We start from the raw sequence: 21,514 nt of genomic DNA, 5'->3' as shown, positions 1-21,514 counted from the left end.
GTCATTCGCCGACGTGCGCCTCGGTGTCCGGGTTGTGTGCGCCCGGGGCGGCGTCCTCGTACGCCGCGAACTCCGGGTGGTGCAGGTCGAACGCCGGGGATTCCGAGCGGATCCTCGGCAGCGTCGTGAAGTTGTGCCGGGGCGGCGGGCATGAGGTGGCCCACTCCAGGGAGCGGCCGAAGCCCCAGGGGTCGTCGACCTCGACCTTTGTGCCGTACTTGGCCGTCCGCCAGATGTTGTAGAGGAACGGCAGGGTCGACAGGCCGAGCAGGAACGCGCCGATGGACGACAGGGCGTTGAGGGCCGTGAAGCCGTCCGCCGCGAGGTAGTCCGCGTACCGGCGCGGCATGCCCTCCGCGCCCAGCCAGTGCTGGACCAGGAACGTCGTGTGGAAGCCGACGAACAGGGTCCAGAAGTGAATCTTGCCGAGCCGTTCGTCGAGCATCTTCCCGGTCAGCTTCGGCCACCAGAAGTAGAACCCGGCGAACGTGGCGAAGACGACCGTGCCGAACACCACGTAGTGGAAGTGCGCCACGACGAAGTACGTGTCCGAGACGTGGAAGTCCATCGGCGGTGAGGCCAGGATGACGCCGGTCAGGCCGCCGAACAGGAACGTGACCAGGAAGCCGACCGACCACAGCATGGGCGTCTCGAAGGACAGGGAGCCCTTCAGCATCGTGCCGGTCCAGTTGAAGAACTTCACGCCGGTCGGCACCGCGATGAGGAAGGACATGAAGGAGAAGAACGGGAGCAGCACGCCGCCCGTCACGAACATGTGGTGCGCCCACACGACCACCGACAGGCCGGTGATCGCCATCGTCGCGCCGACCAGCATCGTGTAGCCCCAGATCGGCTTGCGGCTGAAGACCGGCAGGATCTCGCTGATGATGCCGAAGAACGGCAACGCGATGATGTAGACCTCGGGATGGCCGAAGAACCAGAAGAGGTGCTGCCACAGCAGCGCGCCTCCGTACTGGGCCTCGAAGACCACCGAGCCGAAGCGGCGGTCCGCCTCCAGGCAGAGCAGCGCGGCCGCCAGGACCGGGAACGCGAGCAGCACGAGGATCGACGTGAACAGCGTGTTCCACGTGAAGATCGGCATCCGGAACATCGTCATGCCGGGCGCCCGCATCCCGATGATCGTGGTCAGGAAGTTGACCGAGCCGAGGATCGTGCCGAACCCGGCAAGGGCGAGCCCCATGATCCACATGTCGGCGCCGATGCCGGGAGAGCGTTCCAGACTGTTCAGCGGCGCATACGCGAACCAGCCGAAGTCAGCGGCGCCGCCCGGCACCACGAGCGAGCCGAGCACGATCAGGCCGCCGAAGAGGAACAGCCAGTACGAGAGCATGTTCAGGCGCGGGAACGCGACGTCGGGCGAGCCGATCTGCAGCGGCATGATCTCGTTGGCGAAGCCGGCGAACGTCGGGGTCGCGAAGAGCAGCAGCATGATCGTGCCGTGCATCGTGAAGAGCTGGTTGTACTCCTCGTTGCTGATGATCTGCAGCCCGGGGCGGGCGAGTTCGGCCCGCATCACCAGGGCCATGAGCCCGCCGACCAGGAAGAAGGCGAACGCGGTGATCAGGTAGAGGTGCCCGATCTTCTTGTGGTCGGTGGTGGTCAGCCAGTCCACGATCAAGCGGCCCGGCTGCCGCTGCCTCGGCGGTCCCACCGCCGCAGGCCCGGCCTGTACACCGGTCGTTCCCATCGCTTGCCCCCTCGCTGCGCGCGCGCCTCGGGCCTGCTTCCGAACTCCCGCCATGATGCTCGCGTCGCTCCCGCCGCGACAGGGGGCGGGCTCCTCTTTCTGGCATGAACAGTCAATTCCCGGACGATCTCAACTTGCTTGCCACGCCGCCGGATTCGGAATACAGGGAGAATTGGCCAGGGTGGTTCTGGTAATGGACCGGGCCCCGTGCCACGGGATTCGTGCGGGCCTCAAGAATTCCGGAGGCCGGGGCCAGGGAAGCGTACGTAAGAAGTGCATGAGAAGTAAGGAACCGCCCGATCGTGTGAGGAAGTTCGACGGAAACAACCGTCGTGATCTTGTGACGAAAGCGTGACCGTACATAGTCACGGTGAGCCCGCGCGGGCGAGCCTGGCGCCGTCCCGTCGCACGGCCTACGGTGGCTGTATGGCACCCATTCCGACCCCGCCCACAGAGCCCCAGGACACCCCCGACGCCTACGTCGGACTCGCCGCCGAGCCGGCCGAGCGGCAGGCCCGCGGCCGTGGCTGGTCGACCGTGCGGCAGTTGCCGCCGGGGGCGATCATCACGATGGAGTACCGCGCGGGCCGGCTGAACTTCGAGGTCGACGACGGCACGGTGACGCGCTGCTGGAAGGGCTGACGTACGCGAAGGGCCCCGGAACCTCTGGGAGGTTCCGGGGCCCTTCGCCGTGCGGGCTGGTTGTGCGTACCGGGCCCGCTGTCCTGGGGGACGCGCAGTGGAGGCGGTGTCCTACGCCCTCTGCGGGTCCGTCGTGGCGGTCCGTGCGGTTCCCCGCGCCACCGCGGGACGTCTGCTGCCCGCAGGGCTGACCGGTGTGCGCTCGCCGCGCGGCGTGTGCGGCCCCGGCGCGAGCAGCGCCGAGGGGCGGGCGGGGGAGCGGCCGGCGCCGACCGGCTCGCGGGTCCGGATCCCGTCCTCGGCGGGCGCCGCGGTGCGCGGCGGGACCGTCGCCGGGGCCGGAGCCGGGGCGGGGGTCGGCGCGGTGACACCGGCGCGGCGCTCGCGCAGGCGGGCGCGGACCGAGAAGACCAGGGCCTCGGCCCGCGCGGTCAGCGGCTCGCACCAGGGCAGCGCCAGCAGGACCAGCAGACCGGCGGCCCAGCCGAGAAGGACGTCGCTCAGCCAGTGCGTACCGAGGTAGACGGTGGTCAGGCCGACGCTCAGGGAGATCACCGCGGAGACCGCGGAGAGCCAGCGGCGGGCGCGCGGGGTCGAAGCCAGGTAGGCGAGGATGCCCCAGGTCACCACCGCGTTCGCCGTGTGGCCGGAAGGGAATATATCGCCGTTCTTCCACATCTCGTTCGAGCCGATGAGGGTGGCGTAGTGCGGACCGGCGCGGCCCATGCCGTACTTGGCGGCGCCCACCGTGGCGTTGAGCAGGAGCAGCGCGGCACCGAACATCAGCAGCGGGCGCAGCGTGTGCTGCCGCCACGAGCGCCAGCCCAGCCATGCCATCACCATGACGGCGGTCGGGCCGCGCTGGCCCAGGACCACCCAGTAGTCGAGGAAGGCGTGGATCTCGGGCCACTGCTGGTAGGGCCGGAAGAACATGACCTGCCAGTCGAAGGCGACCAGCCACGTGGTGGCCAGCACCGCCACCACGATGGCGAGGTAGAAGGACAGGGTCAGCCCGAGGAGCACGACCCGGTGCCGGCTCATCCTGGGCATGTCCAGGTTGGCCGGCCGTTCGGGCTCGCGGTCGAGCCGCGCGAAGACCCGCTCCAGGCGGCGGGTCAGGTTTCGTTCGGTACGCACCCAATCGACGCTACAGCGGGCGCACGGTGGACCAGGACGGAACAGTGGCTTTGTGATGACGATGTGATGTGGGATTGATCTCAGGGCGCCATCTATTCCGGGTAATCCGGTAACCGGGAAGGTAAGTCGGTGCGAATTCAATGATCGTTTCCGGGGGCCCGTTATAGCGCGCTTATATATGCGTTCACCAGGTGCTGGTGCGCAATTCTCCGTCCGCTCATCAGGCCCGTCCGAGCCGATCAAGGTCGCTCAGGTTCGATCAAGGTCGATCAGGGGCGGTCGGGGCCGGTCACGGCGGACCCGAGCCGTTGAGCCAGAACGCCCCGTAGACCGCCGAGGCCGACGCCAGCACGCCGAGCAACCACGCCGACCTGCTGAAACGCCACCGGGCCAGCGCCACCGCGATCGGCAGCAGCAGCGGGAAGGCGGGCAGCAGCAACCGCGGCTTGGACCCGAAGTACCCCGCAGCACAGAGGGCGAGCACGACGACGATGCCGGTGTAGACGAGCAGCGGCACCGGCTGCCGCTGCCGCACCCCGGCCACGTACAGCCAGATCACCAGAGCCACCCCGACGATCAGCCCGATCCCGGCGAGCGCGCCCAGCGGCGAGGTGAACTTGTCGGCGACGAAGCGGGCGAAGGCGGCGCCCCCGTCGAACCCGTTGCCCCACTGCCCCTGCACGTCGAGATAGCCGAAGAGCCCGCCGCCGGTCCGGTGCCCGACCCACAGCACGTACGCCGCCGCGCCCACCGGGGCGAGCAGCACGCCGAGCACCAGCCGCCAGGGGGCCCGGTGCTCGCGCACGATCCACAGCGCGGCCGCCACCCACACCGCCGCCACGACGGCCGCGCCGATCGGCCGGGTCAGCCCCGCGAGCGAGGCCAGCAGGCCCGCCACCACCCAGTGCCGCCGTACGACCGCGTACAGACCCCACGCCGCGAGGGCGGTGAACAGGGCTTCGCTGTACGCCATCGACGCCACGATCCCGACGGGCAGCGCGCCCCAGAGGACGGCCAGACAGATCCCCGCCCGGCGCCCGTACAGATGATCTCCGACGGCGAAGATCCCCCAGGCCGCCGCGAGCGAGGCGAGCCAGCTCACCACCAGGCCCGCATCGGCGTACGAGAGCGGACCGATCGCGGCCCCGAGACGCTCCAGCCACGGCAGCAGCGGGAAGAACGCGAGGTTCGAATGGACGCTGCCGTCCGGCAGCGTCACCGACCAGCCGTACCCCTGCCCGGCCACCCGGGTGTACCAGAGGGAGTCCCAGCGCGCGGTCAGCAGCGTGTGCGGGCTCTTGCCCGCGGCCGCGCTCCACAGGGCCAGCGCGAGCAGACCGAGCGCGCGCACCCCCGCGTAACCGAGCAGAGCGGGCAGGGCCCGCCGCGGGGAGGGCCGCTCTTGAAGATCGACGTCGTTCACGGCCCCGATTATCGGCGCAGGCCCTGGTGGATCCGTACGCCGCCCCCACCGCGCGAGTGGCGCACACCACATGGGTGTGAGGGCATCATGAGAGGTCCGCCACGTGTCACTGGCCTGAACTCGCGTACTCTGACGGCTTACTCGCCTTTCGTAGCGGGGCCGGGAGAACCGCTCCTCCCGAGCCGAGACCATGGGCATCCCCAGCCCTCGGATCCGCCGGACGCGAGGACCACTGGGAGGTACGCACATGTCGCGGACGAGCACGGCCGCCGGGCGGCTGCGTCATCGGCTGGCCGCCACGGGAGTCCGTACGAACCGCTGGGTCGTCCTGGTGGTCCTGTGCACAAGCCTGCTTCTGGTCGCTCTCGACTCGACCATCCTGTACGTCGCTCTGCCCTCGGTCACCGAGGAGCTGCGGCCCACCTCGGTCGAGCTTCTCTGGATCGGCGACGCCTACCCCCTGATCTGCGCCTCGCTCCTGATCCTCTTCGGCACCCTCGGCGACCGCGTCGGCCGCAGACGGATCCTGCTGCTCGGCTACGCCCTGTTCGGCGCGGCCTCCGCGCTCGCCGTGTTCGCCGACTCCGCCCAGGTGCTGATCCTGGCCCGCGCGCTGCTCGGCATCGGCGGCGCGATGATCATGCCCGCGACCCTGTCGATCCTGCGCGACGTCTTCCCCGACCGGAACGAGCGGGCCGTCGCCATCGGCGTATGGACCGCCGTCGCCGCGATCGGCGCCGCCACCGGACCCGTCCTCGGCGGCTTCCTCGTCGAGCACTTCTGGTGGGGCTCCGTCTTCCTCATCAACATCCCGCTGATGGCGGTCATGCTGCCGCTGTGCCGGATCCTCGTGCGCGAGTCCAAGGGGCGCGCGGACGGCCCCTGGGACCTGTTCGGCGCGCTGCTCGCCGCGCTCGGCGTACTCGGCGTCGTCTACGGCATCAAGGAACTGGGCATCGACCGCGATCTGCTCGACGCGGGCGCCGTGCTGCCGTTCGTCGCGGGCCTGGCGCTCCTCGTGCTGTTCGTCCGCCGCCAGCGCCGCCGCGAGCACCCGCTGATCGACATGCGGCTCTTCTCCCGCGCCGCGTTCTCCACGTCCGTCGGCTGCATCGTCATCGCGATGCTGGCCCTGGTCGGCCTCGAACTGATCGCTGTGCAGTACCTGCAGCTGGTGCTTGAGATGAGCCCGCTGGAGACCGGTCTGCGGATGCTGCCGCTGACCTTCGCGGCGATGGTCGCGGGCGTCATCGGCTCCGCGATGCTGCGGCGGTTCGGGCCGCGCGCCATGGTCAGCTGCGGCTTCGCGCTCACCGCCTGCGCCGTCCTGCTGCTCTGCCTGATGGGCGAGCAGGACCGGCCGATGCTGCTCGGCGCCGGATTCATACTGCTCGGCTTCGGCTTCCAGAGCACGCTGTTCGGGGCCTACGAATCGATGCTGACCGAGGCGCCGGCCGATGACTCCGGCGGCGCGGCCGCGATCGGCGAGACCTCGTACCAGCTCGGCGCGGGCATGGGCATCGCGCTGCTCGGCTCCGTGATGAACGCGGCCTACGCGCCCGGGCTCACCCACGTGAGCGGGGTCTCCGGCACGGCGAGCGGCGCGGCCGGGCACTCGCTGGGGGAGGCGTACCAGATCGCCGCGCGGCTCGGCGGCGGAGCGGGGGACGCGCTGCGGGATGCCGCGCGGGCCGCCTTCGTGCACGGGCTGCACGTGACGCTGATCGTCAGCGCCGTGCTGCTGCTGCTCGGCGCGGTGGCCGCGCTGCGGTTGCCGCGGCGGATGGAGTGCGACGCGCCTCCGGCGGACGACCCGGAAGAGGCCGCGCCCCGGCGGTCCTCCCGCACGGAGTCGTCGGTCGCCTGATCGCCGGTGGGGTGTGCCCCGGTCGGCGGCCGGCGTGTTCACCCTCCCACCCACGGGCAGGGGCGCCGGCCGAGCGCACCACCCGGAACGGGTCCCGTTCCGAGCGGAGCGCTTCAGCTCTGGTTGAAGAAACCATCCGGCTGGTTCCTCGCCTCGCGGCCCGAGACGATCTGGGTGTCCGCGGGGGTCAGCAGGAACACCCGGTTGGCGACCCGGTCGATCGAGCCGCGCAGACCGAAGATGAGCCCTGCCGCGAAGTCGACGACGCGCTTGGCGTCGGACGGCTCCATCGCCGTGAGGTTCATGATGACCGGGACACCGTCCCGGAACATCTCGCCGATCCGCCGCGCGTCCCGGAAGCTGTCCGGGGTCACGGTGCCGATGCGGCGGTCCTGCTCCTCGGCCTCCTCCGCGGCGACCTTCACGCGCGGGTCCGTCACCCAGGCGGCTGCGCCTGCGGCGGGCTCGGGCCCCTCGTCGTAGTCGTCGTCGTAGTAACGCTCGTCATCGTTGTCGTCGACGAGGCCAAGCCAGGCACTCGCCTTGCGTACCGATCCCATGGACGCCTCCTCTCACACCGGTTCCTCTGCGTTCCGTATCCCTATCGTCGTCCATCATGCTGATGCGGCGCCAAGTGGATAGTCGCCGCGCGGGGTTTTCGTGACGGTACTGGTGCACAGTCAACACGGTGTTGTCCCCGTGTTCCCAAGGGCTGTACGGGGTACGGCTGCTGACAGTGAGTGAAATATGATTCTTCACGGCGTTTGGGTGATCTACGGTCCGTACGGGTGAACGAAGGGCGTCGCGGCGGCTCGGTACCATGCCGGGGTTCCTGGTCCATGCGGTATTGACGCGGCGTGTCGCCTTGTTGACGGACCGTCATCCGGCGTACGGGGGAGTCGCCTTGTTCGGAATAGTCCGGCCCTGCAGTCATCGGCTCGGTGAGGGCCTGAAGGCCCAGTGGATGGCCCATCTCTGCGGCCTCTGCCTGGCCCTGCGCGGCGATCACGGGCAGTTCGCCCGGGTCGTCACGAACTACGACGGTCTGCTGGTCTCGGTCCTGACGGAGGCTCAGTCCGAGCGCTCCGACAGTCGGCGCAGACAGGCCGGGCCCTGCCCGCTGCGCGGGATGCGCACCGCGTCCGTCGCGCGGGGCGAGGGCGCCCGGCTCGCCGCCGCCGTCTCCCTGGTCCTCGCGTCGGCGAAGGTGCGCGACCATGTCGACGACCGGGACGGCCTGTTCGCCCGCAGGCCGGTGGCGCTCGCCGCGCGGAAGGTTGCCGCGAGCTGGGACCTGGCCGGGGCGCGTACCGGATCCGACATCGGATTCGACACGGCGGTGCTCGTCGACGCCGTGGAACGGCAGGCCGGGATCGAGTCGCTGGCCGGTCCCGGCACCTCCGTGCTGACCATTACCGAGCCGACCGGGACGGCGACCGCGGCCGCGTTCGCGCACACCGCCCATCTCGCGGGGCGACCGCACAACGCCGAACCGCTCGCCGAGGCGGGGCGTCTTTTCGGGCGGCTCGCGCACCTCCTGGACGCCGTGGAGGACCGCGACATCGATGCCGCCGCCGGCGCCTGGAACCCGCTGACCGCCACCGGAACCGGCCTCGTCGAGGCGCGACGGCTCGCCGACGACGCCGTGCACGGCATCCGGCTCGCGCTGCGCGAGGTCGACTTCGTGGACGGGAAGCTGGCGCATCTGCTGCTCGCGCACGAGGTGGGGCGCTCGGTGGACCGGGCGTTCGGGACGGATCGCTGCGCCACCGGCCATGCCTCGCACGACGGTGACGCCCCGCACTCCGGCCCGGCCGCGCACTCCAGTTCCGCGTCCACGCCTCAGCAGGGTGGCGGGCAGGGCGGCTGGCTGCCGACCGGAGCGCCCGGCAGTCCGTACGGGCCGACCGGCTCGGGCGCGTACGCCTCCAACAATCCCTACGGGGGCGGCAACCCGGGCGGCCCCGGCGGTCCCGGCGGGCCCGGTGGCTTCGGGGGCGGGCCGTCCTTCCAGCCGCCCAAGCCCGGCAAGCGGGGGCTGCTCGCGGGGTGTGCCGTCGCGCTCGGGCTGTGCTGCACCTGCAAGGTGTGCTGCGCCGACGAGTTCGAGGGCCCCTGGTCACGGAAGAAGCGCGAAGGTGCCTGCCGCAACTGGGACTGTGGCGACTGCTCGTGCTGCGAGGCGTGCGAGTGCTGTGAATGCTGCTCGTGCTGCGACTGCGGACTGTGAAGCACTCCGTACGGGGGCGGGCGTAGGCGCCCGCCCCCGGTGGCGTGTCAGTCCTTGATCTCGGGCGGTGAGATCCGGGACGTGTCCACCGCCGACGGGGTCGTGCCCCACTTCTTCAGGATCTTCGCGTACGTGCCGTTCGCGATCAGCTTGTTCACCGCGGCCTGGAACGCGGGGGCCAAGGGCGTGCCCTTCTTGAAGGCGAAGCCGACGTCGAGGCGGTGGAACTCGTTGAGGAACCTCAGCCCCTCCTGCTGTGACACCGCGTAGCGCAGGCCGTTGATCGTGCTCATCACCACGTCGGAGCGGCCCTGCTGGAGGGAGGACCAGACGGCGCTCGACTCGGAGTACGTCTTGACGTCGTACGCCTTCTTGCCGGCCTCTTTGCAGATCCCCTTGTTCTCCTCCAGCGTCGCCTCGAAGGTCGTGCCCGCGCCCGTCGCCACGTTCAGCCCGCACAGCTGCTTGAGGTCGGTGACCTTCTTCAGGTCGCTGTCCCCCCGGACGGCGAAGCCCTGGCCGTCGTTGATGTAGGTGACGAAGTCGATCGTCTTGCGGCGCTCGTCCGTGACACCGAAGTTGCCCGTGCCCAGGTCGTACTTGCCGCTGTCCAGGGCCGGCAGGATCGCCTCGAAACCGGCGACCTCCTGGTTCAGCTTGATCCCGAGCACCTTGCCGACCGCGTTCGCGAAGTCGATGTCCTGGCCGACGACGGTCTTTCCGTCGGGTAGATACGTCGAGTTGGGCGGGGAGCCGCCGACACTCACCGCGATCTTGAGACTGCCGTTCTTGCGGACCTCCGCGGGCAGCAGCTTCGCCGCCGCGGGGTCTTTCGTGACGGCCGACACCACGTCCTTCGTCGGGATCGTGGCGTTCTTCGCGGCGGCGGGTGCCGCGTCGTCGGCGTCGGAGCCGCCGCCGGATCCGCAGGCGGTCAGGCCCAGCGCGGCGACGGTGATCAATGCGAACGTCGAGGTCAGGGATGTGGTGCGCATGGGGTGGGGTTCTGCCCTTCGGGGTGGCCGGCATGCAGGGTGGAGCGGGGCGGGGCGAGGGGAGGGCGCAGCAGGGTGAAGGCGCGGGCGGATACGCGGAACTGCGCGTACCAGGACGCGTGGAAAAGAGATGAGGAAGCGACAGGAAGTCGCGAGAAGAGAGAAGAGTGACGCGCGCAGAAGGCGTCAGAAGGGCATCAACAGGACGCGGACCACACTCGACCGAAGTCGATGTGGGAGCGCGTGACCAGCCACTGCTGCGGATGCATGGGCACAAGTGGAACAGGCATCCGTTTCGGCGTCAACTCATCTGAGACGTACGGCTCACACTCTGGACACCCTTGACAACGCACGCGAACCGCCCCGTAATCTCAAGGGCGGTACCGCTGCTGAGGGGCTCCGGTGCCGAGTGCGTCCGTATGCCGGACGTACGGACAACAGGCGTACGAGCACGCAGGTGTGAAGGCAAGACCGGGCTGGACGTCCAGCCCCACGGAGCCTTCTCATGTCCTCAGACACCCTCGCCAAAATCCCGCCCGCGGCCCCGCCCGCCGAGAACGCCGTGCCGCGCATCGTCCCGCAGCGCCGCACCGGTCAATGGGTCGCCGCGGCCGTCGTCCTCGTCCTGCTCGGCCTCGCCGTGAACTCCGTCGTGCGCAACGAGGCGTTCCAGTGGGACGTCGTCGCGGAGTACTTCACGACGACGTCCGTGCTGCGCGGGCTCGGACTCACCCTGTGGCTGACCGCGCTCGTCATGGCGCTCGGCTTCGCCATCGGCACCCTGCTCGCCGTCATGCGGCTCTCCGCCAACCCCGTTCTACGGGCCGCGAGTTGGGGGTACGTATGGCTGTTCCGGTCGATGCCGATCCTGGTGCAGCTGCTGTTCTGGTTCAACATCGGCGCCCTGTACCCGACGGTCCTCGGCGTGAAGACGGTGGACCTGTTCGGGCCCGTCACCGTCGCCATCATCGGGCTGACCCTGCACGAGGCCGCGTACGCCGCCGAGGTCGTGCGCGGCGGCATCCTCTCCGTCGAGCGCGGCCAGATCGAGGCCGCCCAGGCGCTCGGGCTCAGCCGCCTCAGGCGCTGGCGCCGCATCGTGCTCCCGCAGGCCATGCGCTCCATCGTGCCGCCGGCCGGGAACATGCTGATCGGCACGCTCAAGGGCACCTCCATCGTGAGCGTCATCGCCGTGCAGGACCTGCTGTACTCGGTGCAGCTCGTCTACCACCGGACGTACCAGGTCATTCCGCTGCTCCTCGTCGCGACCATCTGGTACATCGTCGTCACCTCGCTGCTCGGCGTCGGCCAGTACTACATCGAGCGGCACTACGCACGCGGGACGACGCGATGAGTGCGGCACGGTCCGTGCGCCAGTCGCTGGTGATCGTGGGCGCCGGACCGCGGGGGACCGGTGTCCTGGAACGCATCGCCGCCAACACCCGTGACAATGCGGGGCGGTTGGATCTCGACGTGCACCTCGTCGACCCGTACCCGGCGGGACCCGGACGCATCTGGCGGCGCGAGCAGTCGCCGCTGCTGTGGATGAACTCGCAGGCCCAGGACGTCACCATGTTCACCGACGACACCGTGCAGCTCGACGGGCCCGTCCTGGAAGGTCCCGCGCTGCACGAGTGGGCCGGGATCGACGGGCGGGTCTTCGCCGACCGGCGCAGCCAGGGCGGCTATCTGCGGTGGGTGTACGAGAAGGCCGTCGCGGGCCTGCCCGACGGGGTCGTCGTCCACCATCACGCACGCAAGGCGCTCCGGCTCTGCGGGCCGCGCCACGGCCGCCAGCAGGTATGGCTCGAAGACCGCCCGAGGCCGCTGCTCGCCGATGTCGTCATTCTCGCCCAAGGGCACCTCGACGCCGAACTCGACGACGAACAAAGGGCGTTGAGCGCGTACGCCGAGCGGCACGGCCTGCTGCACCTGCCGCCGGACTTCACCGCCGACTCCGACCTGAGCGCGCTCGCGCCGGGCCAGGACGTCCTCGTCCGCGGCTTCGGACTCGCCTTCGTCGACCTGATGGTGCTCCTCACGGAGGGGCGCGGCGGACGCTACGAGGGGGACCGCTACGTCCCCTCAGGTCGCGAGCCCGTGCTGCACGTCGGGTCACGGCGCGGCGTGCCGTACCGCTCGAAGATCGGTTACGACTGGGACGCGGCGGCGGGCGGGCGGCCACCGCTGCCGCGCTTCCTCGGCCCCGCGCAGATCGACGAACTCCTCGCCCGGCAGCACGGGTTCGACTTCCGTGCCGACGTGTGGCCGCTCATCGACAAGGAGCTCGGCTTCGCGCACTACCACCGCCTCTTCACCGCCCGCCCCGAGCGCACCACCATGGCCTGGACCGACTTCGAGGAGAAGTACGCCGCCGCCACCCCGCTCGGCGCCGAGCTCCGGGCCCTCGTCGCGTCCGCCGTGCCCGACCCCGCCGACCGGCTCGACCTCGCCGCCCTCGACCGTCCCCTGGACGGCGTCCGGCACACCTCGTACGAGGAGCTCCAGGAAGCGCTGCGCGGTCACATCACCGCCGACCTGGAGCGCCGGCACAACCCCGCGCACAGCCCCGACCTCGCCGTCTTCCTCGGGCTGCTCTCCGTGTACGGGCAGGTCGTGCGGCTCGGCGACATCGGCAACTGGTGGCACGGCTTCTTCAGCTACCTGGCGTCCGGGCCGCCCGGACCGCGGCTGCGCCGGCTGCTCGCGCTCTCCCGCGCGGGCGTCGTGAAGTTCCTCGGCGCCGACCTGAGGATCAGCGCCGAGGACGGGGTCTTCCGGGCCACCGGCGCCACCGTGGTGGGCCATGTCGTCGAGGCCCGCGCCCTGGTCGAGGCCCGCCTGCCGGAGCCCACCCTCGCCCGCACCCGCGACCGGCTGCTGCGCGAGCTGTACGAGGAGGGAGCCCTGTCGACTCCCGCGGGGCTGCTGGCCGTCGACCCGGACGACGGGCGCGTCCTGTACCGCGACGGCAGCGCCCACCCGCGCCGCTTCGCCCTCGGCCCGCACACCAACGCGCGCGGTGCCGGAGCCTTCACCCGGCCGCGCACCAACAGCCCCACGTTCCGGCAGAACGACGCCACCGCGCGAGCCGTCCTCGCGTTCCTGCGCGACCTCTCCTGTCGCGCCACCGCCGCCTGACGCGCCCGTCCCCGCATCCCTCGTGAACTTTTCACCTCTTGAGGTACCCCCATGCCACTGACCAGTGATCCACCCGTCGAGAAGAGCGACGAAGCCGTCGCGGCGCCGCCCGCCACCGACTACGCCCAACTCAAGGTCGTCCCCGTACGCCATCCCTGGCGCTGGATCGCCATCGCCGCGACGGCCGTGCTGCTCGCCCAGTTCGTCCACGGCCTGGTCACCAACTCCGGCTGGGAATGGGAGGTGTTCGGGGAGTTCTTCACCGCGGACGTCATCCTCAAGGCCGTCTGGACCACCCTTCAACTCACCTTCTACGGCACGGCGCTCGGCTTCGCGCTCGGTATCGTCCTGGCCTTCATGCGGCTGTCGCAGAGCCGGTTCCTGAGGACGGTCGCCTTCGGCTACATCTGGGCGTTCCGCTCGATTCCGCTGATCGTGCAGCTGCTCTTCTGGTTCAACCTGGCCTATCTGTACAAGGAGTTGCAGTTCGGCATCCCCTTCGGGCCCGGCTTCCTCTCCTTCGACACGATGGGCCTGGTCGGCGCGATGAGCGCGGCCGTCCTCGGGCTCGCCCTGCACCAGGCCGCGTACGCCGCCGAGATCGTGCGCGGTGGCGTACTCGCCGTCGACAGCGGCCAGTTGGAGGCCGCGGCCGCGCTCGGCATCCCGCGCCTTCGGCAGATCCGCCGGATCGTGCTCCCGCAGGCGATGCGCTCGATCCTGCCGAACGCGGCCAACGAGGTCATCTCCCTCTTCAAAGGCACCTCGATCGTCTCCGTCATGGCGATCGGCGAACTCTTCTACCAGGTGCAGGTCATCTACGGCCGCAACGGCCGCGTGGTCCCCCTCCTCATGGTCGCCACCGCCTGGTACATCCTCCTGACCAGCGCGCTCTCCGTACTCCAGTACTACGTGGAGCGCCACTTCGCGAAAGGCACGACCCGATGAGCGCCCCCGCCATGGTGGAAGTGAAGTCCGTCCGCAAGAGCTTCGGAACCCTGGAGGTGCTGCGCGGCATCGACCTCGACGTGCGGGCGGGCGAGGTGACCGTCGTGCTCGGCCCGTCCGGCTCCGGCAAGTCGACGCTGCTGCGCACCATCAACCACCTGGAGAAGGTCGACACCGGCTGGATCAGCGTCGACGGAGCCCTCGTCGGCTACCGCCGCTCCGGGGACAAGCTGTACGAGCTGCGCGAACGCGAGGTCCTCAAGCAGCGCACCCACATCGGCTTCGTCTTCCAGAACTTCAACCTCTTTCCGCACCTCACGGTCCTGGAGAACGTCGTCGAGGCGCCTGTCGCCGCGCTCAAGCGGCCCCGCGCCGAGGCGACCGAGAGCGCCCGCAAACTCCTCGGCCGGGTCGGGCTCGCCGACAAGGCCGACTCCTACCCCCGCCAGCTCTCCGGCGGCCAGCAGCAGCGCGTCGCCATCGCCCGGGCCCTCGCCCTGGAGCCGAAGCTGCTGCTCTTCGACGAGCCGACGTCCGCGCTCGACCCGGAGCTGGTCGGCGAGGTCCTCGACGTCATCAAGGGCCTGGCGCACCAGGGCACCACGATGATCGTCGTCACGCACGAGATCGGCTTCGCGCGCGAGGTCGCCGACACCGTCGTCTTCATGGACGAGGGCCGCATCGTCGAGCGGGGCGCCCCGCGTGACGTACTGGACGCCCCGCGCGAGGAGCGCACCAAGGCGTTCCTGTCGAAAGTCCTCTGAGCCGGATCCTCCGAGCCGGATCCTCTGAGCTTCACCCCGTCCACTCGCCTGTGCAGCAACCTCTTGAGGAGTACGCCCATGCTGTCCCGCCGCGCTCTCACCGCCTCCGTCGCCGCTCTCGCCGTCGCCCCGCTGCTCGCCGCCTGCGGAGGTGACAGTGACGCCTCCACGAGCGCCGGCAGCGGCGGCACCAAGAAGGTCGGCAACATCAACATCGGCCCCGACCAGAACCGCATCCGAGGCAAGAAGGTCGACAAGATCGCGGCCCTGGTGCCCGCGGCGGTCCGCGAGCGCGGCACGCTGCGGCTCGGCGGCAGCGCCGACGCCTCACCACCGCTCGGTTTCTTCGCCACCGACGACAGGACACGGATCGGCTCCGAACTCGACATCGCCACGCTCGTCGCCGACACGCTCGGGCTCAAGCCCCAGCAGGAGCAGGTGAGTTGGGAGAACCTCTTCGTCGGGCTCGACAGCGGAAAGTTCGACGCGGTGTTCTCCAACGTGACGGTCACCGAGGAGCGCAAGGAGAAGTACGACTTCGCGACGTACCGGCTCGACAACATCGCCTTCGAGGCGAAGAAGGGCACGAGCTGGCGGGTGAAGGGGCCGAAGGACGTCGCCGGCAAGACCATCGCCGTCTCCTCCGGCACCAACCAGGAGAAGATCCTCGTCGACTGGAGCAAGCAGGACGAGAAGGCCGGTCTGAAGCCCGTCACCATCAAGTACTTCCAGAAGGACACGGACTACTACCTGGCGCTCCAGTCCGGCCGCATCGACGGCTACCTGGGCCCGAGCCCGGCCTCCGCCTACCACGTGGCGTCCGCAGGTCAGTCGCAGATCATCGGCACCGTCTCGGGCGGCGGCGACCTGGTGCAGGGCAAGATCGCGGCGACCACGAAGAAGGGCAGCGGGCTCGTCGACGCCTACGCCGCCGCACTGAATCACGTGATCGAGGACGGGTCGTACGGGCGCGTGCTGAAGCGCTGGGGCCTGTCGAGCGAGGCCGTGCCGAAGTCCGAGATCAACCCCAAGGGCCTGCCCAAGCCGTAACGGGCCGCCGGGCTCCCGCGCCCGCCGACTCCCCTGTCCTGCCGAAAGGTTCACCTACTCATGACCAGTAAACCCGGCCGGGGCCTGCTGCACCTCGCCGCGGCCGTCGATCTGCCCGGCACGTACGACGCCGAGCCCTACCTCCAACTCGCCCGGTTCGCCGAACACGGCGCTCTCGACTTCGTCACGCTCCACGACAGCTTCGGTGCGGCGGGCCTCGACAGCCTCTCGGTGCTGTCCAGGGTCGTCCCGCGGACCTCCCGCATCGGACTCGTGCCGACCGTCACCACCACCCACACCGAGCCCTTCCACGTGCAGGCCGCCGTCGCCACGCTCGACTGGGTGAGCCGCGGCCGGGCCGGCTGGCGCCCCGATGTCTCGCTCGGCGACGACGAGGCACGGCTCTTCGGGCGCAAGCACGCCGCCGCGCCCGCCGACCTGTGGCAGGAAGCCGGTGAAGTCGTCGACGCCGCACGGCACCTGTGGGACAGCTGGGAGGACGACGCCGAGATCAGGGACGCCGCCACCGGACGGTTCGTCGACCGCGACAAGCTGCACCACGTCGATTTCGAAGGGCGCACGTTCTCCGTGCGAGGCCCGTCCATCGTGCCGCGCCCGCCGCAGGGCAACCCCGTCGTCGTGGTCGACGCCACCCGGCCGTACGCGTACGACGTCGCGGCCCGGCACGCCGACGTCGCCCTCGTCGGCGTCGCCGACCCCGCCCAACTGGCCGATGTGCGCGCCGGGTTGCGGCGCCGGGCCGTCGAGCACGGCCGCGACCCCGACACCCTGCGCGTCCTCGCCGCGCTGCGGATCGACCTCGGCGGCGGTGAGCACGCCGCCCAGCCGGGGCACGGCGGCGGCCCGCTGCCCACCGAGGACGGTCCGCTGTACCGCGGCGGCCCTGTGGACCTCGCCGAACTCATCACCGACTGGCACCGCTCCGGCACCGCCGACGGCTTCCACCTGACGCCGCTCGACCCGCGCCGCGACCTGGAGCGCCTGGTCAACGGGACGGTGCCGCTGCTCCAGCACCGCGCCCTGTTCCGCACGTTCTACCCGGGCAGCACGCTCAGGGAGCACCTGGGCCTGGCCCGGCCCACCAACCGGTTCGCAGCCCTCGCGGGGGAGTCGACATGACCTCAACTTCATTGCCACGCAAGCAGATTCATCTCGCCGCGCATTTCCCCGGCGTCAACAACACGACCGTCTGGGCCGATCCCGCGTCGAAGTCCCAGATCGACTTCGCCTCCTTCGAACACCTCGCCCGCACCGCCGAACGCGGTCTCTTCGACTTCTTCTTCCTCGCGGAGGGGCTGCGGCTGCGCGAGCACAAGGGGCGCATCCACGACCTGGACGTGGTCGGCCGGCCCGAGTCGCTCACCCTCCTCGACGCGCTCGCCGCCGTCACCGACCGGCTCGGGCTCGCCGCCACCGTCAACGCGACCTTCAACGAGCCGTACGAGGTCGCCCGCCGCTTCGCCTCCCTCGACCACCTCAGCGGCGGCCGCGCGGCCTGGAACGTGGTGACCTCCTCCGACGCCTTCACCGGCGAGAACTTCCGCCGCGGCGGCTACCTCGACCGCGCGGACCGGTATACCCGAGCCGCCGAATTCGTCGACGTGGCACGGGAGTTGTGGGACGCGGGCACCGAGCGTCCGTTCCGGCACGACGGGCAGCACTTCACCGTCGAAGGGGAGTTCACCGTCCCGCGCCCGCCACAGGGGCACCCCGTCGTCATCCAGGCGGGGGACTCCGACGAGGGCCGGGAGTTCGCCGCGTCCGCCGCCGACGTCATCTTCACCCGGCACGGCACCTTGGAGGCCGGACAGGCCTTCTACGCCGATGTGAAGGCGCGGCTCGCGAAGTACGGGCGCGAGGCCGACGACCTCAAGATCATGCCGGGCGTGACGGTCGTGCTCGGAGACACCGCCGCCGAAGCACAGGAGAAGGCGTCGGAGATCCGCCGCCAACAGGTCTCGCCGCAGAACGCGATCCTCGCCCTGGAACAGATCTGGGGCGTCGACCTGTCCTCGTACGACCCGGACGGACCGCTGCCCGACGTCGACCCGGTCGTCGACTCCGGCCTGACCCAGGGGCGTACGCACCGCGGCGACGTGCTCGCCCTCGCCGGGAAGTGGCGCGCCCTGTCCCGCGCCAAGGGTCTTTCCATCCGGCAGACCGTGATCGAGACGAGCAGCCGGCAGTCGTTCGTCGGGACACCGGGAACGGTCGCCGCCGAGCTCGACGCCTTCGTGCGGGGGGACGCCGCCGACGGGTTCATCCTCGTACCGCATCTGACACCTGGCGGCCTCGACGAGTTCGTCGACGACGTCGTGCCGCTGCTCCAGGAGCGCGGCGCGTTCCGCACGGAATACGAGGGCGTCACGCTGCGCTCGCACCTGGGACTGCGCACGCCCGCACCGCATCACGAAAGGACCCCGGCATGAGTGACGCCGCCGACCTCTGGAAGAAGTGGCACGAGGAGCGGACCGCCGCCGTCTCCGCGCCTTACGGGCCCCTCTCCCTCGCGGGCACGCACTGGCTCGACGACCATCCGGAGGGCCGACTTCCGGCCATCCCCGGACAGTGGCGCGCGGACGGCGACGCGCTCGTCCTCACCGCGAGCGCGGCAGAGGGGCTCGCGGTGGAAGGACAGCAGGTCGACGGGGTGGTACGGGTCGCCGCCGACGCCACCGTGACGCTCGGCGCGCGGCATCTCGTCGTCATCGCGCGCGAAGGCCTGTGGGCTGTACGGGATTTCGACCCGGTCGCCCCCACCCGCACGGCCTTCCGGGGCATCGACGTCACTCCCCATGACCCGCGCTGGTCGGTCGAGGGCCACTTCACTCCGTACGAGAGCGCGCGGGAGGTCCGTGTCGAGAACGCCGACGGCAAGGAGCGTGGACTCGGGCTCGCCGGAGAGCTGTCGTTCGAGCTCGCCGGGCGGCGGCAGACGCTGCGGGTGGCGCGGCAGGGGGACGGCCGGCTGTGGGCCGTGTTCGCCGACGCCACCAGCGGGACCAGCACCTTCCGGTTCCGCTTCCTGTATCCGCAGGCGCCCGACGCACAGGGCAGGACCACCGTCGACCTCAACCGCGCGGTGCTCCCCAACTGTGCCTTCGCCGACCACTTCATCTGCCCCTTCCCGCCCCCCGGCAACACCCTTGCCGTCGGTGTCGAGGCGGGCGAACGGAACCTGACGGCCCCGGTTTCCGTCTGACCGGAGGAGCCGAGCCCCGACGGCGTACGGACCGTACGAGAGAAGCCGTCGGGGCATGCCGTCGTGTACGCGCAGATGTGGCCGAAGTCTGAAAGGCGCCCTTGCGTCGATCAGTTGACTCGCCGAATACTCCCGAACAGCGCTTGTCAGGGGCACGGCGTGTCCGGAATCCGGGCTCCCGCCGTTCCGCCTGGCTGCGCCTCACGGGCCCCGACCCCACGCGGGCCCCCGACTTCCCCTCGGGAGGAACGAGCAGTGAGGATCAAGCGCACCACCCCTCGCAGTGGCATAGCAAGACGGACCCGGCTGATCGCCGCGGGTACCGGCTTCCTTGCCGCGGCCGCCTTCGCCGCACCCACGGCGCACGCCGCCGAAGCTCCCCAGGCCTTCAGCGCCGCCGAACTCACCCAGACCAGTGACGCGGTGCGTGGCGCCGACATCGCCGGTACGGCGTGGACCGTCGACGCGAAGACCAAGCAGGTCGTCGTGACCGTGGACAGCACGGTCTCGCAGGCCGAGATCAACAAGATCGAGAAGGAGGCCGGAGCCACCGCGGGAGCGCTCAAGATCGAGCACACGGCCGGCACCTTCAAGAAGCTGATCTCCGGCGGCGACGCCATCTATGCGAGTAGCTGGCGCTGCTCGCTCGGCTTCAACGTCCAGGACAGCAGCGGGGCTTACTACTTCCTGACCGCCGGTCACTGCACCGACGGCGCGGGCACCTGGTGGTCCAACTCGGGCCACACGACGACCCTGGGCACCACCTCGGGGTCCAGCTTCCCGGGCAACGACTACGGTCTTGTGAAGTACACCAACAGCTCCGTCGCCAAGTCCGGCGCGGTCGGCAGCCAGGACATCACCAGCGCGGCCACGCCGTCCGTGGGCACGACCGTCACCCGGCGCGGTTCCACCACCGGCATCCACAGCGGTAAGGTCACCGCGCTGAACGCCACCGTCAACTACGGCGGCGGCGATGTCGTGTCCGGCCTCATCCAGACCACCGTGTGTGCCGAGCCCGGCGACTCCGGCGGTCCGCTGTACGGCGGGACGAAGGCGTACGGCCTGACCTCCGGCGGCAGTGGCGACTGCACGTCCGGCGGGACGACCTTCTTCCAGCCGGTCACCGAGGCGCTCAGCGCGTACGGGGTGCACGTCTTCTGACCCCGTCGTCCGTGATCCCTCACGTACGATCCTGAACCGCAGCCAGCAGCACGGGCCCCCGCCGGTCGATCCGACCGGCGGGGGCTTCTGCTCGTCACCGGAGTCTCCCGCCCTGCCCCTGGCGGGGCTACCGTCGAAGCAGAGGCCTGTTGCGCCCACTTCGGACCCTGGGGGGCCGTGCGATGGTCGAGGAACTGGTGGCGGCGGGAGTGGCCGTCGTCTGCGCCACAGCGGTGTACGGAATGGCGGCGGCGCGGGTCGTCAGGCAGTACGAGCGGGGGGTGGTGTTCCGTCTCGGCCGGCTCAAACCGGCGGTGCGGGGGCCCGGATTCACGATGATCGTGCCGTTCGTGGACAAGATCCGCAAGGTCAACATGCAGATCGTGACGATGCCCGTGCCCGCGCAGGACGGCATCACGCGGGACAACGTCACGGTGCGGGTCGACGCGGTCATCTACTTCAAGGTCGTCGACGCCTCCGAGGCCGTGGTGCAGGTGGAGGACTACCGGTTCGCCGTCTCGCAGATGGCGCAGACCTCGCTGCGTTCGATCATCGGCAAGAGCGACCTCGACGATCTGCTGTCGAACCGCGAAAAGCTCAACCAGGGCCTCGAGTTGATGATCGACAGCCCGGCCATCGGGTGGGGCGTGCAGATCGACCGGGTCGAGATCAAGGACGTGTCGCTGCCGGAGACCATGAAGCGGTCGATGGCCCGGCAGGCCGAGGCGGACCGGGAGCGGCGGGCCCGCGTCATCAACGCCGACGCCGAACTGCAGGCGTCGAAGAAGCTCGCCGAGGCCGCCGGGGTGATGTCCGACCAGCCTGCCGCGCTCCAACTCCGCCTGCTGCAGACAGTGGTGGCGGTCGCCGCCGAGAAGAACTCGACGCTGGTCCTGCCGTTCCCCGTGGAGCTGCTGCGGTTCCTGGAGCGGGCCACTCCCGGCGACTCGGGGCGCGCCGCGCAGGCGGCGGTTGAGCAACCGGCCGAGCCGGCCGGGGGCGGGGACGCGCCGTAGGCACCCTTTCACACCGTCGATTTTCGGACAGGACTAGGCCTTACCCTCCGACAGGCGCTCTGTGCACAGGGTGTTTGCATTGGGGACCGACGTGGGCGGGGCAGGGGCGCTCAAGTGGTGAGGGGCGCACAGGAGTTCCCGCATGCGCGTCCTGAAGTCGACCTTGTGTGCTCCCTGTGACGCTCGGGATAGTGGGCGCGTCAGCCTCA

18 protein-coding genes are annotated in these 21,514 nt (G+C 70.2%); 13 read left to right on the top strand and 5 right to left on the bottom strand.

Annotated elements, in window-relative coordinates:
• Position 1: 1 nt before the first annotated feature.
• Entirely contained in the window at positions 2-1,708 is a 1,707-nt protein-coding gene (ctaD, locus tag ACIREE_RS10765) for a cytochrome c oxidase subunit I (protein ID WP_404149262.1), read from the bottom strand.
• A 426-nt stretch (positions 1,709-2,134) separates the two neighbouring features.
• On the opposite strand from ctaD, the gene ACIREE_RS10760 reads away from it, so the two are divergent.
• Positions 2,135-2,350, top strand: coding sequence for an I78 family peptidase inhibitor (locus ACIREE_RS10760; protein WP_404149260.1), 216 nt, complete (start codon positions 2,135-2,137; stop codon positions 2,348-2,350).
• A 111-nt stretch (positions 2,351-2,461) separates the two neighbouring features.
• On the opposite strand, the gene ACIREE_RS10755 is transcribed toward ACIREE_RS10760, so the two are convergent.
• Positions 2,462-3,487 (bottom strand): phosphatase PAP2 family protein, encoded by a 1,026-nt coding sequence (locus ACIREE_RS10755; RefSeq protein ID WP_404149257.1) that lies wholly within the window; start codon positions 3,485-3,487, stop codon positions 2,462-2,464.
• A 289-nt stretch (positions 3,488-3,776) separates the two neighbouring features.
• Positions 3,777-4,982, bottom strand: coding sequence for a hypothetical protein (locus ACIREE_RS10750; protein WP_404149254.1), 1,206 nt, complete (start codon positions 4,980-4,982; stop codon positions 3,777-3,779).
• 175 nt (positions 4,983-5,157) lie between these two features.
• Between ACIREE_RS10750 and ACIREE_RS10745 the strand changes: the two genes are divergently transcribed.
• The gene (locus ACIREE_RS10745; RefSeq protein WP_404149252.1) at positions 5,158-6,777 is read left to right on the top strand and encodes an MFS transporter; all 1,620 of its coding nucleotides are present in this window, start codon (positions 5,158-5,160) and stop codon (positions 6,775-6,777) included.
• A 113-nt stretch (positions 6,778-6,890) separates the two neighbouring features.
• Here the strand turns inward: ACIREE_RS10745 and ACIREE_RS10740 are convergent, their stop codons facing one another.
• Positions 6,891-7,337 (bottom strand): cell division protein SepF, encoded by a 447-nt coding sequence (locus tag ACIREE_RS10740; protein WP_404149250.1) that lies wholly within the window; start codon positions 7,335-7,337, stop codon positions 6,891-6,893.
• 344 nt (positions 7,338-7,681) lie between these two features.
• Between ACIREE_RS10740 and ACIREE_RS10735 the strand changes: the two genes are divergently transcribed.
• Entirely contained in the window at positions 7,682-9,007 is a 1,326-nt protein-coding gene (locus tag ACIREE_RS10735; protein WP_404149247.1) for a DUF5685 family protein, read from the top strand.
• A 47-nt stretch (positions 9,008-9,054) separates the two neighbouring features.
• Here ACIREE_RS10735 and ACIREE_RS10730 read toward each other — a convergent pair whose 3' ends face one another.
• Complete coding sequence (locus ACIREE_RS10730) at positions 9,055-10,002, bottom strand: ABC transporter substrate-binding protein (protein WP_404149244.1); 948 nt, start codon at positions 10,000-10,002, stop codon at positions 9,055-9,057.
• A 505-nt stretch (positions 10,003-10,507) separates the two neighbouring features.
• Here ACIREE_RS10730 and ACIREE_RS10725 point away from each other — a divergent pair.
• From ACIREE_RS10725 to ACIREE_RS10680, 10 genes are all read left to right on the top strand, one after another.
• Positions 10,508-11,356 carry an amino acid ABC transporter permease gene (locus ACIREE_RS10725; protein WP_404149241.1) on the top strand — a complete coding sequence of 283 codons (849 nt, stop codon included), beginning with the start codon at positions 10,508-10,510 and terminating at the stop codon, positions 11,354-11,356.
• Positions 11,353-13,143: an FAD/NAD(P)-binding protein gene (locus ACIREE_RS10720; protein ID WP_404149239.1), complete on the top strand. Its 1,791-nt coding sequence runs from the start codon at positions 11,353-11,355 to the stop codon at positions 13,141-13,143. Before ACIREE_RS10725 ends, ACIREE_RS10720 begins: the two co-directional genes overlap by 4 nt.
• Before the next feature lie 51 nt (positions 13,144-13,194).
• The gene (locus ACIREE_RS10715) at positions 13,195-14,091 is read left to right on the top strand and encodes an amino acid ABC transporter permease (RefSeq protein ID WP_404149236.1); all 897 of its coding nucleotides are present in this window, start codon (positions 13,195-13,197) and stop codon (positions 14,089-14,091) included.
• On the top strand, positions 14,088-14,855 hold the full coding sequence (locus ACIREE_RS10710; protein ID WP_404149234.1) for an amino acid ABC transporter ATP-binding protein: 768 nt from the start codon (positions 14,088-14,090) through the stop codon (positions 14,853-14,855). The genes ACIREE_RS10715 and ACIREE_RS10710 overlap by 4 nt, the downstream gene beginning before the upstream one ends.
• Before the next feature lie 78 nt (positions 14,856-14,933).
• Positions 14,934-15,905 (top strand): ABC transporter substrate-binding protein, encoded by a 972-nt coding sequence (locus ACIREE_RS10705; protein WP_404149231.1) that lies wholly within the window; start codon positions 14,934-14,936, stop codon positions 15,903-15,905.
• A 60-nt stretch (positions 15,906-15,965) separates the two neighbouring features.
• Complete coding sequence (locus tag ACIREE_RS10700; protein WP_404149229.1) at positions 15,966-17,045, top strand: LLM class flavin-dependent oxidoreductase; 1,080 nt, start codon at positions 15,966-15,968, stop codon at positions 17,043-17,045.
• A complete protein-coding gene (locus tag ACIREE_RS10695) occupies positions 17,042-18,355 on the top strand; it encodes an LLM class flavin-dependent oxidoreductase (RefSeq protein WP_404149227.1) in 1,314 nt (437 codons plus the stop codon). Before ACIREE_RS10700 ends, ACIREE_RS10695 begins: the two co-directional genes overlap by 4 nt.
• Complete coding sequence (locus ACIREE_RS10690; RefSeq protein ID WP_404149224.1) at positions 18,352-19,128, top strand: DUF1684 domain-containing protein; 777 nt, start codon at positions 18,352-18,354, stop codon at positions 19,126-19,128. Before ACIREE_RS10695 ends, ACIREE_RS10690 begins: the two co-directional genes overlap by 4 nt.
• Before the next feature lie 255 nt (positions 19,129-19,383).
• The gene (locus ACIREE_RS10685; RefSeq protein ID WP_404149221.1) at positions 19,384-20,289 is read left to right on the top strand and encodes a S1 family peptidase; all 906 of its coding nucleotides are present in this window, start codon (positions 19,384-19,386) and stop codon (positions 20,287-20,289) included.
• 182 nt (positions 20,290-20,471) lie between these two features.
• A complete protein-coding gene (locus tag ACIREE_RS10680) occupies positions 20,472-21,305 on the top strand; it encodes a slipin family protein (protein ID WP_404149218.1) in 834 nt (277 codons plus the stop codon).
• The last annotated feature ends 209 nt before the right edge of the window (positions 21,306-21,514 follow it).

The sequence above is a fragment of the Streptomyces sp. NPDC102467 genome (genome assembly GCF_044765445.1).
Taxonomy (GTDB): domain Bacteria; phylum Actinomycetota; class Actinomycetes; order Streptomycetales; family Streptomycetaceae; genus Streptomyces.
The sequence above is the reverse complement of the archived record's forward strand: the minus strand, read 5'-3'. Positions and strand labels throughout refer to the sequence as shown.

What these genes read in the sequence shown, in the direction of transcription:
- ctaD (WP_404149262.1), bottom strand. Translation starts at nt 1,708, where the DNA reads ATGGGAACGACCGGTGTACAGGCCGGGCCTGCGGCGGTGGGACCGCCG.
- ACIREE_RS10690 (WP_404149224.1), top strand. Translation starts at nt 18,352, where the DNA reads ATGAGTGACGCCGCCGACCTCTGGAAGAAGTGGCACGAGGAGCGGACC.
- ACIREE_RS10745 (WP_404149252.1), top strand. Translation starts at nt 5,158, where the DNA reads ATGTCGCGGACGAGCACGGCCGCCGGGCGGCTGCGTCATCGGCTGGCC.
- ACIREE_RS10680 (WP_404149218.1), top strand. Translation starts at nt 20,472, where the DNA reads ATGGTCGAGGAACTGGTGGCGGCGGGAGTGGCCGTCGTCTGCGCCACA.
- ACIREE_RS10760 (WP_404149260.1), top strand. Translation starts at nt 2,135, where the DNA reads ATGGCACCCATTCCGACCCCGCCCACAGAGCCCCAGGACACCCCCGAC.
- ACIREE_RS10720 (WP_404149239.1), top strand. Translation starts at nt 11,353, where the DNA reads ATGAGTGCGGCACGGTCCGTGCGCCAGTCGCTGGTGATCGTGGGCGCC.
- ACIREE_RS10730 (WP_404149244.1), bottom strand. Translation starts at nt 10,002, where the DNA reads ATGCGCACCACATCCCTGACCTCGACGTTCGCATTGATCACCGTCGCC.
- ACIREE_RS10715 (WP_404149236.1), top strand. Translation starts at nt 13,195, where the DNA reads ATGCCACTGACCAGTGATCCACCCGTCGAGAAGAGCGACGAAGCCGTC.
- ACIREE_RS10740 (WP_404149250.1), bottom strand. Translation starts at nt 7,337, where the DNA reads ATGGGATCGGTACGCAAGGCGAGTGCCTGGCTTGGCCTCGTCGACGAC.
- ACIREE_RS10695 (WP_404149227.1), top strand. Translation starts at nt 17,042, where the DNA reads ATGACCTCAACTTCATTGCCACGCAAGCAGATTCATCTCGCCGCGCAT.
- ACIREE_RS10750 (WP_404149254.1), bottom strand. Translation starts at nt 4,982, where the DNA reads ATGTGGTGTGCGCCACTCGCGCGGTGGGGGCGGCGTACGGATCCACCA.
- ACIREE_RS10700 (WP_404149229.1), top strand. Translation starts at nt 15,966, where the DNA reads ATGACCAGTAAACCCGGCCGGGGCCTGCTGCACCTCGCCGCGGCCGTC.
- ACIREE_RS10710 (WP_404149234.1), top strand. Translation starts at nt 14,088, where the DNA reads ATGAGCGCCCCCGCCATGGTGGAAGTGAAGTCCGTCCGCAAGAGCTTC.
- ACIREE_RS10705 (WP_404149231.1), top strand. Translation starts at nt 14,934, where the DNA reads ATGCTGTCCCGCCGCGCTCTCACCGCCTCCGTCGCCGCTCTCGCCGTC.
- ACIREE_RS10725 (WP_404149241.1), top strand. Translation starts at nt 10,508, where the DNA reads ATGTCCTCAGACACCCTCGCCAAAATCCCGCCCGCGGCCCCGCCCGCC.